At 74.2% G+C, this 13,427-nt stretch carries 11 protein-coding genes; 10 read left to right on the top strand and 1 reads right to left on the bottom strand.

From position 1 onward, the window contains the following. Positions 1-40 precede the first annotated feature (40 nt). Positions 41-1,153 carry a Ku protein gene (locus ACFYMM_RS00175; RefSeq protein WP_388382188.1) on the top strand — a complete coding sequence of 371 codons (1,113 nt, stop codon included), beginning with the start codon at positions 41-43 and terminating at the stop codon, positions 1,151-1,153. A gap of 4 nt (positions 1,154-1,157) precedes the next feature. Here ACFYMM_RS00175 and ACFYMM_RS00170 read toward each other — a convergent pair whose 3' ends face one another. Continuing rightward, complete coding sequence (locus tag ACFYMM_RS00170) at positions 1,158-1,994, bottom strand: (2Fe-2S)-binding protein (protein WP_388382186.1); 837 nt, start codon at positions 1,992-1,994, stop codon at positions 1,158-1,160. A gap of 167 nt (positions 1,995-2,161) precedes the next feature. Between ACFYMM_RS00170 and ACFYMM_RS00165 the strand changes: the two genes are divergently transcribed. The 9 genes from ACFYMM_RS00165 (at position 2,162) to ACFYMM_RS00125 (ending at position 13,423) form a co-directional block, all read left to right on the top strand. After that, entirely contained in the window at positions 2,162-3,154 is a 993-nt protein-coding gene (locus tag ACFYMM_RS00165) for a FecCD family ABC transporter permease (RefSeq protein WP_388382184.1), read from the top strand. Beyond that, positions 3,151-4,218, top strand: coding sequence for a FecCD family ABC transporter permease (locus ACFYMM_RS00160; protein WP_388382182.1), 1,068 nt, complete (start codon positions 3,151-3,153; stop codon positions 4,216-4,218). Before ACFYMM_RS00165 ends, ACFYMM_RS00160 begins: the two co-directional genes overlap by 4 nt. Before the next feature lie 125 nt (positions 4,219-4,343). Continuing rightward, complete coding sequence (locus ACFYMM_RS00155) at positions 4,344-5,159, top strand: ABC transporter ATP-binding protein (protein WP_388383268.1); 816 nt, start codon at positions 4,344-4,346, stop codon at positions 5,157-5,159. A 52-nt stretch (positions 5,160-5,211) separates the two neighbouring features. Then, positions 5,212-6,255, top strand: a complete 1,044-nt coding sequence (locus ACFYMM_RS00150; protein WP_388382180.1) for an ABC transporter substrate-binding protein — start codon at positions 5,212-5,214, stop codon at positions 6,253-6,255. A gap of 83 nt (positions 6,256-6,338) precedes the next feature. Beyond that, the gene (locus ACFYMM_RS00145; RefSeq protein WP_388382178.1) at positions 6,339-7,538 is read left to right on the top strand and encodes an acetyl-CoA carboxylase biotin carboxylase subunit family protein; all 1,200 of its coding nucleotides are present in this window, start codon (positions 6,339-6,341) and stop codon (positions 7,536-7,538) included. Continuing rightward, positions 7,535-9,274, top strand: coding sequence for an IucA/IucC family protein (locus ACFYMM_RS00140; RefSeq protein ID WP_388382176.1), 1,740 nt, complete (start codon positions 7,535-7,537; stop codon positions 9,272-9,274). The genes ACFYMM_RS00145 and ACFYMM_RS00140 overlap by 4 nt, the downstream gene beginning before the upstream one ends. Further along, complete coding sequence (locus tag ACFYMM_RS00135; protein ID WP_388382174.1) at positions 9,271-10,494, top strand: MFS transporter; 1,224 nt, start codon at positions 9,271-9,273, stop codon at positions 10,492-10,494. Before ACFYMM_RS00140 ends, ACFYMM_RS00135 begins: the two co-directional genes overlap by 4 nt. Then, positions 10,494-12,227, top strand: coding sequence for an IucA/IucC family protein (locus ACFYMM_RS00130; protein WP_388383267.1), 1,734 nt, complete (start codon positions 10,494-10,496; stop codon positions 12,225-12,227). The genes ACFYMM_RS00135 and ACFYMM_RS00130 overlap by 1 nt, the downstream gene beginning before the upstream one ends. Further along, entirely contained in the window at positions 12,224-13,423 is a 1,200-nt protein-coding gene (locus ACFYMM_RS00125) for a type III PLP-dependent enzyme (RefSeq protein WP_388382172.1), read from the top strand. The genes ACFYMM_RS00130 and ACFYMM_RS00125 overlap by 4 nt, the downstream gene beginning before the upstream one ends. Positions 13,424-13,427: the final 4 nt, after the last annotated feature.

Here is a 13,427-nt window from a genome sequence, read left to right as displayed (position 1 = left end):
GATGACAATCTCAGACATAACGGAAGGAAGGGTGCTGCACGTGCGATCCATCTGGAACGGCGCCATCTCCTTCGGTCTGGTCAGCATCCCGATCAAGATGGTGAACGCCACCGAGAGCCACTCGATCTCCTTCCGTCAGATCCACACCGAGGACAACGGCCGCATCCGGTACCGCAAGGTGTGCGAACTGGAGGAGCGCGAGGTGACCCAGGCGGAGATCGGCAAGGCGTACGAGGACGCGGACGGCTCGGTCATCCCGATCACCGACGAGGACCTCTCCCACCTGCCGATCCCGACCGCCCGCACGATCGAGATCGTCGCCTTCGTGCCGGCGGACCGGATCGACCCGCTCCAGATGGACGCCGCCTACTACCTGGCGGCCGGGGGTGCTCCCGCCGCGAAGCCGTACACCCTGCTCCGGGAGGCCCTCAAGCGCAGCAACAAGGTCGCCATCGCCAAGTACGCGCTGCGCGGCCGGGAACGGCTGGGCATGCTGCGCGTGGTCGGGGACGCGATCGCGATGCACGGGCTGCTGTGGCCGGACGAGGTACGGGCCCCCGAGGGCGTGGCGCCGGACGTGGACGTCACCGTCCGCGACAAGGAACTGGACCTCGCGGACGCCCTGATGGACACCCTGGGCGAGGTCGACCTGGAGGATCTGCACGACGAGTACCGGGAGGCGCTGGAGGAGGTCATCGCGGCCAAGGCGGCCGGGGAGGCCCCGCCCGAGGCCCCCGCCCCCGCCGCCGGCGGCAAAGTGCTCGACCTGATGGCGGCCCTGGAGAAGAGCGTCCGGGCGGCGAAGGAGTCCCGGGGTGAGGGACCGGCCGGGAAGGCCGATGTCACCTCCCTGCCGCCGAGCCGTTCGGGCCGCGCCACCCCCAAGGAGACGGGCGGCCGGAAGTCGACGGCCGCGGGGAAGCGGACGGCGAAGACCGCCGAGGGCGCGAAGAAGACGGCGGCGGCGAAGACGGCCTCCCGGAAGTCCTCCTCGGCCGCCTCCGGCACCTCCTCGGCCGCCTCCTCGTCCTCCCGCTCCTCGGGCAGGACGGCGGCGAAGAAGACGGCGACGACGAAGGCGGCGCCGAAGAAGGCGGCGGCGGGGAAGGCGGCGACGGGGAAGAAGACGGCGGCGCGGAAGCGCTCGGCCTGACCTCCTACCGGGTGCCCAGCCTGCGCAGCCGCTCCTCGTCGCTCGTGCGCGGGCAGGTGAGGCAGGACTCGGCCGGGCGGACGGCGTAGAAGAGGCAGCAGCCGGTCCGGGTGCGTGTCAGGTGCCGTCGGCCGTCCTCACCGGTCAGGGACCGGAAGGCGGCACCGCCCGGGTACGGGGCCACGGCGGCCGGCAGCAGCTCACCGGCGGCCCGTACGGCCTCCTCCTCGCGGCCGAGCGTGCGGCCCAGGTACCAGACGCCGGACACGAGATCGTCGGCCACCATGCCCCACAGGGCGCGCGGACCGCGCCGTACGACGGGTCCGAGCGTGTCGAGGAGCGGGCGCATGTGGTCGGCCACCGCCGAACGCAACTCGTGCCGCAGCGCCTCCTCGTGAGGGAGCGTCAGGACACCGGGGAGGCCTGCGGCGGGGTCGCCGGGCAGACACGCGAAGGCCGTCCCGGGCGTGACCGTGTACCCGCACGAGCCGAGGTCGGGCCGTACGTCCTCGGGGCGGATCCGGGGTACCCGCCGCTCCAGGTACCAGACCCCGCTCATCAGCAGCGCGACGGACCACACGTAGTCGTGCAGGGCGCGCGAGGCGGCCACGTCGCGGCGTACGGTCACGCCGTGGCGAGCGCGGATCCGGTCCGCCTCCGCGTCCACGAAGGCGTCGAGGGCGCACGGGTCGAGGACCAGGTCCGCCGTGGTCGGGCCCGGCCGGCCGGGCCCGCCGCCGGGCGCCGCGACCCGCACGGCCAGGGCGTCGCACAACCCGGCAAGCCGTCGGTAGGCGGGCGCGAGGGTGGGACCCGGGGCTGTCTCCAGGGCGAGGGGCATCGGCGCTCCTGTGGGGGTTTCGAAGGCAACCGAAAAGGCAAGCCTTACCTTAGCTTGAAGATCACATGGGGATCGCGGGTCTCGCGGGCCGGGTTGTGAAGTAAGGCAAGGCTAACCTAAGCTCACGGCTTGTGACAGTGACCCCACAGGCCGCACCCACCACAGGCGTGTCCCCACGTCCCTTCCGGCATCTCTCCCTCCTGCTCGCCGGCGCCGGCGCCCTCGCGCTGTGTGCCGCGCTGAGCCTCGCTCTCGGCGCCCGCTCGGTGCCGCTGACCACGGTCGGCGACGCGCTGTTCGGGCACGCCGGAGGGCGTGACGCGCTCGTGGTGACCGGACTGCGCCTGCCGCGTACGGTGATCGGGCTCGCGGTGGGCGCCGCGCTCGGGGTGGCCGGAGCCGTGGCGCAGGGCATCACACGCAACCCGCTGGCCTCGCCGACCACCCTCGGCATCAACGCCGGCGCCGGTTTCGCCGTGGTCGTCGCGATCTACGCGCTGGGGCTGAACGACCCCGTCGAGTACGTGTGGTTCGCCTTCGCCGGGGCGGCGGGCGCCGCCCTGTTCGCCCAGGCGCTGGCCCGCCGGGCCGGGGACATCGACCCCGTCCGGCTCGCGCTCGGCGGCACCGTCCTGCAACTCGTGCTGCTCTCCTGGACCTCCGCGGTCATGCTGCTCAACCAGCGGACGCTGGACGAGGCACGGTTCTGGCTGGCCGGGTCCCTGGCGGGACGCCCGCTCGGGGTGCTGTGGCCGGTGCTGCCCACGCTGCTGCTCGGCCTGCTGCTCGCGCTGGCGATCTCCCCCGCCCTCAACACCCTCGCCCTGGGCGACGACTCGGCGCAGGCGCTCGGTGTGCCGGTGGCCCGGATCCGGCTGGCCGGCGGTGTCGCCGTCGTCCTGCTCGCCGGTTCGGCGGTCGCGCTGGCCGGGCCGGTCGCCTTCGTCGGTCTCGCCGCACCCCACCTCGTACGGCCCCTGCTCGGCGGCGACCACCGGCTGCTGCTGCCCGGCTGTCTGATCGCCGGTCCGCTGCTGCTGCTCGCGGCCGACGTCCTCGGCCGGCTGGTGATCCGCCCCTCGGAGCTGGAGGTCGGCATCGTGACCGCGTTCCTGGGCGCGCCCCTGCTGGCGCTGCTGGCCCGGAAGGTGGCCCGATGACGACCGGCACCCCCACCCCCACCGCCGTCTCCGTCCCCACGACCGCCTCCCCGGCCCGAAACCGCCCGCGGCGCCGCGTCCTGGTGTTCGCCGCGTCGGGTCTCCTCATCCTGTTCGTGCTCCTCACCATGTCCCTGACGACGGGGGAGATGCCGGTGCCCGCGGGCACCGCGCTGCGCGCCCTGGCCGGTCTCGGGGACCGCGGTGACGTGCTGGTGGTGCAGCAGTTCCGGGCACCGCGGGCCGTCGCGGCGATCGTCGCCGGTGCGGGCCTCGGCGCGGCGGGCTGTGTGCTGCAGCGGCTGTTCCGCAACCCCCTGGCGTCCCCGGACGTCATGGGCGTGACGGGAGGGGCGTCGCTGGGCGCGGTCGTGCTGATCGCCGCGGGTGCCTCGCAGACCCTCGTCCCGCTCGGCGCGCTCGGCGGAGGCCTCCTCGCCGCGCTGCTGCTCGGCGTGTTCGCCTGGCGGTCCGGGGTCAGCGTCACCCGGCTGGTGCTCACCGGGCTCGCCGTCCAGGCGGGTCTCGCCGCCGCCGTGAACCTGATGATCGTGCGCTTCCCCGCCGAACTCGCCGGCTCGGCGCTGCAGTGGACCACCGGCTCGGTGTACGGGCGGACCTGGACGGAGGTGTGGGGGGCGAGCGGTGCCATGGCGCTGGTCCTCGCCGCCGCCCTCGCCCTGCACCGCCGGCTGGCCGTGCTCGACCTCGGGGACGACTCGGCGGGCGCCCTGGGCCTGAACACGTCCGGGGCCCGGCTCCAACTCCTGGTGGTCGCCGTGGCGTTGGCGTCCCTGGCCGCCGCGCTCGCCGGCCCGGTCACGTTCGTGGCGCTCGCGGTGCCCCACCTCGTGCGGTTCGTGACGGGACCGCCGACCGCCGTGTCCCTCGCGCTGGCCGGCCTCACCGGCGCCGTCCTGCTGCTGGCCTCCGACCTGGTGGTGCAGCACCTGCTGCCGACGGAGGGCCTGCCCGTCGGCGCGGTCACCGCGACACTCGGCGCGCCCTGGCTGCTGGTCCTGATGTTCCGCCAGAGCGCGCCGGTCCGGGGGAGCCACGGATGAGCGGCGCACCCGAGCGGCCCACGACCGCCCCGCACGAACCCGGGACGACCGGTCTGCGGGAACCGACCCGAGCACAGCACCCACCGACCCCCGGGGTACGGGAAGACCGCCAGGAGCCCACCACCATGACCAGCCCCAACCAGCTCTCCACGCAGGGCCTCGACCTGCGCTACGGCGACCGGCTCGTGGTCGGCGGGCTCGATCTGACGCTGCCGGGCGGTGCGGTCACCGCGATCGTCGGCCCGAACGCCTGCGGCAAGTCGACGCTGCTGCGCGGGCTGAGCCGGCTGCTCGCCCCGGCCGCCGGCAGCGTCACGCTGGACGGCGCGGACATCCACCGGATGTCCGCCCGCTCGCTGGCCCGCCGCCTGGGACTGCTGCCCCAGCAGCCGGTCACGCCCGAGGCGATCACCGTCGAGGCGCTCGTACGGCTCGGCCGCTACCCGCACCAGCGGCTGCTCAGCCCCTGGTCGCCCGCCGACCAACGGGCCGTCGACGAGGCCCTGGAGCGCACCGGCACGGCCGCGCTGCGCGACCAGCCCGTCGACCGGCTCTCCGGCGGCCAGCGCCAGCGCGCCTGGATCGCCCTCGCGCTGGCGCAGGACACCGAACTGCTCCTGCTCGACGAGCCCACCACCTTCCTCGACCTGCGCCACCAGATCGACGTCCTCGACCTGGTCGCCGCCCTGCACGCCGAGGCGGGCCGCACCGTGGTGATGGTGCTGCACGACCTCGGCCAGGCCGCCCGCTACGCGGACCACATGGTGGTCCTCAAGGAGGGCCGCCTCGCCGCCGCCGGCGCCCCCGCCGACGTACTCGACGCGGAGCTGGTCAAGTCCGTGTTCGACGTGGAATGCCGGGTCATCCCCGACCCGGAGACCGGCACCCCGCTGGTCGTCCCCAGAAGCAGCGCGGTACGGCACCCCGCCGCCTCCGCCTGACCGGCCCCCGACAGCCATCGACAGCCCGACGGTCATCGACAGAAAGCCCCTCATGTTCAACAGAACCCTCCGCCCCGGACTCGGCCGCCCGCTGTCCGCGCTGCTCGCCCTGCTGCTGGGCACGGCCGCCCTGACCGCCTGCGGCAGCGAGAACCCGGCCGGCTCCGCCGGCACCTCCGGCAAGGACGCCGCGAACAGCGCCGCCGACCCGGCCGGCTTCCCGCGCACCGTGAGGACCGCGATGGGCGACGTGCGGATCCCGTCCAAGCCCAAGCGGGTCGTCGTCCTCGACACCGGTGAACTGGACGACGTGACACTGCTCGGCATTGACCCGGTCGGCGCGGTCGCCCCGCACTTCAAGAGCGAGGGCGGCTTCCCGGGCTACCTGCACGGCGAACTGGGCGGCACCGAGGACGTCGGCCCCCTCCTCGAACCCGACCTGGAGAAGATCGCCTCGCTCAAGCCCGACCTGATCCTGTCCTCCAAGGTCCGGCACGAGAAGGTCTACGACAAGCTCAGCGCCATCGCCCCGACCGTCTTCACCGAGACCACCGGCGGTGTCTGGAAGCAGAACCTCAAGGTGCACGCCGAGGCGCTGGGCCTGGAGAAGGAGGCCACGGCCAAGCTCGGGCAGTACGAGACGCAGGCCAAGGCGCTCGGGGCGGAGATCAGGAAGAAGGACGGCGGGAAGATGCCGACCGCGTCCGTGGTCCGCTTCATCGCCGGCCCCACCCGTCTCTACCAGTCCAACTCCTACAGCGGTGTCGTCCTGAACGACATCGGCCTCGCCCGGCCGAAGTCGCAGATCTCGAACGACCCCGCCGTCACGATGAAGGACGTCAGCCCCGAGGAGATCGACCGGGCCGACGCCGACCTCGTCTTCGTCACCACCGCCGACACCCCGGACAAGACCCAGAAGAAGGACGTCACGTCCAACCCGGTCTGGAAGGACCTGCCCGCCGTCAGGAACGGCAAGGTCTTCGAGGTCCCGGACGAGACCTGGATGTCCGGCATCGGCGTCCAGGCCGCCGAGCAGGTGCTCAAGGACGTGGCGAAGGCCACCGGCGTGCCGCTCCCGGCACTCCCGAAGAAGTAACCGCCGCCGTCCCGGGGCGGGCCCGTCGCACCGCGAGGGCCCGCCCCGAGCCCCCACCCCGCTAGCGGAAGCCTCCCCCAGCCATGCGCCTGTACCTCCTCGCCCTCAACCCGACCGACTCCGTCACGGAGGGCTTCCTGCCCGCCGCCGCCCGTCTGGGCCTGGACGTCACCGTCCTCACCGACCAGCCCGACGCCCACCGCAGGGCCTCCGCGGACCGCACGTCCCCGGACGTCGAGGTCCTGGAGTGCGACGTCCGCGACTTCCGGGCGGTCGTCACCCGCGTCTCCACGCACCCGCGCACCCCGGGCGAGACCTTCGCGGTCTTCACCAACAGCGACCACCTCCAGACCCAGGCCGCCCTGGCCGCCGCCTACTTCGGCCTGCCCGGCAAGGACTGGCGGGCCACCCTGCGCTGCAAGGACAAGGCCGAGATGCGACGCCGTCTCGCCGCCGAGGGCCTGGACACCGTATGGTCGGCCGAACTCACCGAGCCGGCCCCGCTCGACGCGCCGTACCCCTGTGTAGTCAAACCGCGCGAGGGCGTGGCCAGCGAGGACGTCGTCCTCGTCGACGGCCCGGAGGAGCTGGTACGGCAGTCCAAGGAGATCCTCGCCCGGCGCCCCGGCACCGTCCTGGTCGTCGAGGAGTACCTTCCCGGCGAGCTGTACACCCTGGAGACGCTCGGCGACGGGCACGTCCGGCACGTCCTGGGCGGCTTCCACACCGAGCTGTCACCGCCGCCGTACTTCGTCGAGGAGCGCCTCACCTTCGTCCCGGCCCACCCCGAGCCGGTCGTGGACCAGGTACTGGCCCAGCTGGACGCGCTGGGCGTCGGGTTCGGCGCCTGTCACACGGAGTTCGTGGTGCACGCGGGCCGGGCCCGGATCATCGAGGTCAACTACCGTGCCATCGGCGACCAGTGCGACCTGCTGCTGGCCCGGCTGCTGGACATCCCGCTCTTCGAGCACATCCTCCGCACCCACCTGGGCGAACCGCTGCCGGCCGGCCTCGGCGCCCGCCGCGACGGCGCGGCCCGCCTGGACTACCCGTGCGCCGACCGCGCGGGCACCCTCACCGAGGCCCCCGCCGCCACCGAACTCACCGTCGACGGCGTGCACCTGACGTACCGCCCGCTGCGCGCGGTCGGCGAGCGACACGACCTGTACCGCACCAACCGCGACTACCTGGGCGTACTGCGCGCCACCGGCACCGACCAGGGGACGGTCGACCGTGTCTCGGCCGACTTCCTGACCAGCCGGCACTGGGAGATCCAGCCATGACCGCCGTGTCCGAGACGCCCGCCCCCGCGACCACCCCCGCCGACCCCCAGGAAGCCGGACTGCTCATCCGCGTCCTCAGCTCCCTGCTGAGGGAGGACGTCGTAGGCCTGCGCACCCGCGGCACCCTCCTCACCCGCCCGGACGGCCCCTGGCTGCGGCTGCCCACCGCCGACGGCGCCCTGCTGATGCCCGTCGAGGAGGACGGCTTCCAGTGCGCCTACGCCGCCCGGCTGCCGCTCCTCGTCCGCGAGTCCGACGGCACCGCGCTGACCTCGTACGGCAGCGTGCTCGCCGCACTGCGCGAGCAGGCCGAGCCCGTCGACCGGGACGGTTTCGACGCCTTCGCCGAGGAGTGCCGTCAGACCCTGGCCACCCTGCGGCTGCACGCGGCCACCAAGGACGAGGTCCTGGCCGGCCTCGGGGGCGACCCGGCCGGCTGGACGGGTCTCGGCGGCGGCCTCGCGTACGACACGCTCGCCGCCCGCCTGGACCACCCGGTCTATCCGACCGCACGCGGCCGCTCGGGGCTCACCGAGGAACAACTGCGCCTCTACGCACCGGAGTTCGGGGCGCGGTTCCAGCTGCGCTGGCTCGCCGTGCCCCGGGACGCGCTCACCCTGACCGGCCCGCTCCCGGCCCGCTGGCCCACCCCGGCGACCCTCGGCCTGCCCGGGCTGGCGGACACCCACCTCGCCCTGCCGGTCCACCCGCTGACCGTCGGCGCCCCGCTGGACGAGGCACTGCGGGCGAGCGGCCTCACGGGCCGCGCCGTCCTCGCCGACCGCGCCCACCTGGACGTCGTCCCCACCCTGTCCATGCGCACCGTGGCGAGTACCGACGACCCCACCCTGCACCTCAAACTCCCGCTGGCCACCGCCACCCTGGGCCTGCGCAACAAGCGGACCATCAAGCCGGGCACCCTCGCCGACGGCGCGGCCGGCCAGCGGCTGCTGCGGGCGGTGACCGCCCGCGAACCCCGCTTCCGGGACACGGTCCTGCACGCCGACGAGACCACGTACGCGCACGCCGGGCACGAACTGCTCGCCGTCCTGTGCCGCCGCTACCCGGCCGGCCTCGACGAGAGCGCCGTCGTCCCGATGGCGGCCCTGCTGGCCGAGGCGTCCGACGGACGGCCGGTCCTCGACCACCTCGCCGACCGCTTCCACCACGGCGACCCGCTCGCCCTGCTGGACGCGGTGCTGACCCTGCTGTTCGACTGGCAGACCACCCTGTTCGGGTACGGCATCGCCCTGGAGTCGCACCAGCAGAACATCTCCCTGGTCCTGGGACCCGGCGGCCCACGGCTGCTGCTCAAGGACAACGACGGGCCCCGGATCAACACCACCCGGCTGGACGCCGTACTCCCCGGCCCGTGGGGTTTCGACGACGCCCGGGTCCTCGGCACGGACGACGGCCCGGTGGCCGACCTGTTCACCACCATCACCGTCCACCTGTGCGCCGGCGCCTACGCCTTCGGGCTCGCCCGGCACGGCCACGCCCCGCTCCCCGCGCTGCTGGACCTGGTCCGCGACCGGCTCGCCCAGGCCGTGGAGCGGCTGGGCGGCACGGCCGGAGCCGTCCTGCGCGAACGGGTGCTGGACGCTCCCCGGCTGCCGGTCAAGGCGATGGTCACCGCCGGCACGCTGCTCACCAAGGAACGCTCGGGCGCCGCCGACATCAACAAGCACTACACCACCGGCCCCAACTACCTGCGCCCCGCCGGGAGGCCCTCATGAGCGCGCAGACGCTGCGGATACCCCGGAACACGTTCGGCCGGCCGCAGGTGTACGCGGTGGCCGGCTGCTACTTCGTGGCGTCCTTCGCGGCCCTCGGACTGCCGCCGTACCTGACCCAGATCCTCCCCGAATTCGGGGACCGGGGCGCTCGCTGGGCCGGTGTCCTGTACGTCGTGCCGACCGTGTTCGGCGCGCTGGGCGCCCCGCTGTGGGGGCGGCTCGCCGACCGCTTCGGCCGCAAACGGCTCCTGCTGCGCGCCCAGCTGGGACTCGCCGTCGCCTTCCTGCTGGCGGGCTGGGCGGACTCCCTGGCCACCTTCACCCTGGCCCTGGTGATCCAGGGCATCCTGGGAGGCACGTTCGCCGCCTCCAACGGCTACCTCGGGGCCGCGCTGGAAGGACCGGCCCTCTCGCGTGCCCTCACCCTGATGCAGGGCAGCGCCCGCGCCGCCCTGGTCGTCGCACCGATCGTCGTCGGCGCCCTGTCCGGCTGGCTGTCCCCGCACCGCCAGTACGCGCTGCTCGCCGTCCTCCCGCTCACCGCCGCCCTGCTGCTCGCCGCGCTGCCCGAACCGGACCCGGAACCGGACCCGGACCAGCGCACATGGGAGGAGCACACCCCGACGGCCACCGACCCGGCCCCGGCGGCTCCGCCCCTCGTCCCCCTGACGACCCTGTACGCCCTGGAGTGCGCGTTCGTGTTCTCCACCGTCATCTCCTTCCCCTACCTCATCGCACTCGTCGACGACCGGCTCCCGGGCACCTCCCCGACCCTCTCCGGCGTCCTCTTCGCCCTGCCCCACCTGTGCTATCTCGTGACCGCCCTGCCGGTGCACTCCGCCGTCCGCGACCGGCCCCGGGCCGGGGTCGCGCTCGGCTTCGCCTGCATAGCGCTCGGCCTGGCCGGACACGCCGTCGCCGCCGACCTGCCCGTGCTGATCGCCGTACGCCTGCTGCTCGGCGCCGGTCTCACCTTCGGTCTGGTCAGCCTGTCGGTGCTGGCCGCCGACTGCGCCCGGGGCCGGGCCCCCGGCGGACTGTTTGGTTCGCTGGAGTTCTTCTCCAAGGCCGGCGCGGTCGCCGCCGGTCTCGCCGCCGCCGTGGGCAGCGCCCGCTTCGGACCGGCCGCACCCGTGCTGACCGGCGGCGCCGCGGCCGCCGTCACCGTCCTCGCGATCCTCCTGCCCACCCCGCACCCGCGCATCCGCTGGAGCCGATGATGCCCTCGCTGACCGACTCGCTCGGGAGCACCGCCGCCCCCGCCGACCTGCCCACCGCCGACGAGGCGGTGACCCACACCCTGCTCAACTGCCTGCTGCGCGAGGTGTCCGGACCGGAACACCAGACCGTCGTCACCGACGGCCGGCTCCTGCTGCGGCTGCCGCGCCGCGGGGTGCTCCTGCGGGTCGCCCTGCGCCGCACCTCCCTGCTCGGCGCCCACCGGTTCACCGGCCCGGTGACCGAACAGCGCGACGGCGACTGGACGGAGGTGGACTGGCACCGGCTGGCCGAGTACACCCAGGAGGAACTCTCGCTGCGCACCGGCGTCGGCAACGACGAGTTCCTGGACCAGATCGCATCCAGCCACGAGGCCGTCACCGGCAACCTCGCCTCCCGCACCCCGCCGGGCCACCTCCCCTCCGGCCGCCCCACCTACCTCGGCTCCGAACGGTCGCTGCTGTTCGGCCACCGCTTCCACCCCACCCCCAAGGCCCGCACCGGCGACCCCCGCTCCTGGGCGGCCTACGCCCCCGAGACCGGCGCCTCCTTCCCGCTGCGCCACCTCGCCGTCCGCGAGCACCTGATCGCCGAGGAGTCCGCCGACCCGTCCGCCACCGCCGCCCTGGACCGCCTCGGCACCGACGTACCGGACGGCTACCGGCTGCTGCCCGCCCACCCCTGGCAGTACGACACCCTCCGCGACCACCCGGCGCTGCGCGCCGCCCTCGACCGGGGCGACGTCCTCGACCTGGGCCGCTCCGGACGCCCCTTCGCGGCCACCGCGTCCGTGCGCACCCTGTACGACGGCGAGACGTTCCTCAAGTTCAGCCTGAACGTCCGCATCACCAACTGCGTCCGCAAGAACAGCAGTTACGAACTGTCCGGCGCCGTCGCCCTCACCCGCGCCCTGGCCCCGGCACTCGCCGAACTGGCCGGACGCTTCCCCGCGAGCGCGGTGCTCCGCGAGCCCGCCTACCGCACACTGGCCCTGCCCGGCCCCGACGGAACACCCGACCGCGCGCTCCTGGAGGGCTTCGGCGTCATCGTCCGCGAGGGACTGCCCCGGCGGCTGGCCCCGGGCACCACACCCCTGCTGGCGGCGGCCGTGGCCGACGAGTACCCCACCGGCGACGCCCACATCTCCCGCCTCCTGACCGGCGCCGACGAGCACACCGCCGTCGCCTGGTGGTCGGCCTACCTCGACCTGCTCGTCCCGCCCGTCCTGGCCGCCTACTTCGACCACGGACTCGTCCTGGAGCCCCACCTGCAGAACGTGCTGGTCTGCGTCGACGGCCGGGGCATGCCCGCCCAGGTCCTCTTCCGCGACCTGGAGGGCACCAAGCTGCTCCCCGAGCACCACCGGGACACCCTCGCCGCCCTGCCCCCGGAGGTCGCGGGCCCGATGACGTACGACGGCCGGCGCGGCTGGGACCGGGTCGTGTACTGCCTGCTCGTCAACCACGTCGCCGAACTGCTCGCGGCCCTCGCCGACCTGCACCCGCGAGCCGAAGCCACCCTGTGGGCGCAGGTCCGCGCCACCCTGCGGACGTACGCCGACCGGTACGGCTGCCCGCCCCGCCTGGCCGCCCTGCTCGCCGGGGTGCCGCTGCCCGCGAAGGCGAACCTGCTCACCCGCTGGGAACGCAAGGCCGACCGTGAGGCCGGCTATGTCCGGCTGCCCTCCCCGCTGGCCGAGGACGTGCTGCGCGACACGACGAGGAGCCCCCGATGACCGACCCCACCCCGGCCGTCCGCGACCGCATCCTCACCCTGCCGCCCTCCGGACTCCCCGCCTACGTCTACGACCTGACGGCCCTGTCCGGCCACGCCGCCGCCGTCCGCGCCACCCTCCCCGAACGGGTCGAGCTGTACTACGCGGCCAAGGCCAACCCCGAACCGGAACTGCTGGCCGCGCTCGCTCCCCACGTCGACGGCTTCGAGGTCTCCTCGGGCGGCGAACTCGCCCACGTCGCCAAGGCGGTCCCCGGCCGCCCGCTCGCCTTCGGCGGCCCCGGCAAGACACCCGAGGAGCTGACGGCCGCACTGGAACGGGGAACGGACCGCTTCCACGTCGAGAGCGCCCACGAACTGCGCATGCTCGCAGGGCTCGCGGAACAGCACGCGCCGGACCGGCGGACAGGGGTGCTGGTCCGCGTCAACCTGCCCGTCCAGGACGGCTCACTGGCGGGCAGCGCGCTGGCGATGGGCGGCCGCCCCACCCCCTTCGGCCTGGACCCCGCCCAGGCGGCCCCGCTGATCCGCGCCCTGGCCGACGGCGCCCACCCGCAGCTCGAACTCCTCGGTGTCCACGCCCACCTGGCGAGCGGACTTGAGGCACCGGAGCAGCTGGCGGTGGCCGGGACGATCGTGGACTGGGCCGTCGGCCTCGGGGCGGGGGTGACGGAGGTGACCGTGGGCGGCGGCATGAGCGTCGACTACGCCGACCCGGAACACCGCTTCGACTGGGCCTCCTACGGCCGCGGCCTGGCCCGCCTCACCGCGGCCCACCCCGAACTGACCCTGCGCATCGAACCGGGCCGGGCGCTGACCGCCTACTGCGGCTGGTACGCCACCGAGGTACTGGACGTGAAGCGCAGCCACGGCGAGGACTTCGCCGTCGTCCGGGGCGGCACCCACCACCTGCGCACCCCGGCGACCAAGGGCCACGACCAGCCCTGCTCCCTGCTGCCGCTGGAGGACTGGCCCCACCCCTGGCCACGGCCGACGGCCGAGGGGGACCGGGTCACCCTGGCGGGCCAGCTGTGCACACCGAAGGACGTCCTGGCCCGGGAAGTCCCCGCGCCCGGACTCAGGGCCGGCGACCGGGTGGCGTTCTCGCTGGCGGGGGCCTACGCGTGGAACATCTCCCACCACGACTTCCTGATGCACCCGAGGCCGGGATTCCACTTCGTGGGCGAAGCGCGGTAAGGGG

Origin of the sequence: Streptomyces sp. NPDC006739 (assembly GCF_042869815.1) — a bacterium.
Classification (GTDB): domain Bacteria; phylum Actinomycetota; class Actinomycetes; order Streptomycetales; family Streptomycetaceae; genus Streptomyces.
Note: the sequence above shows the minus strand (reverse complement) of the source record. Positions and strands in the feature narration are given on the sequence as shown.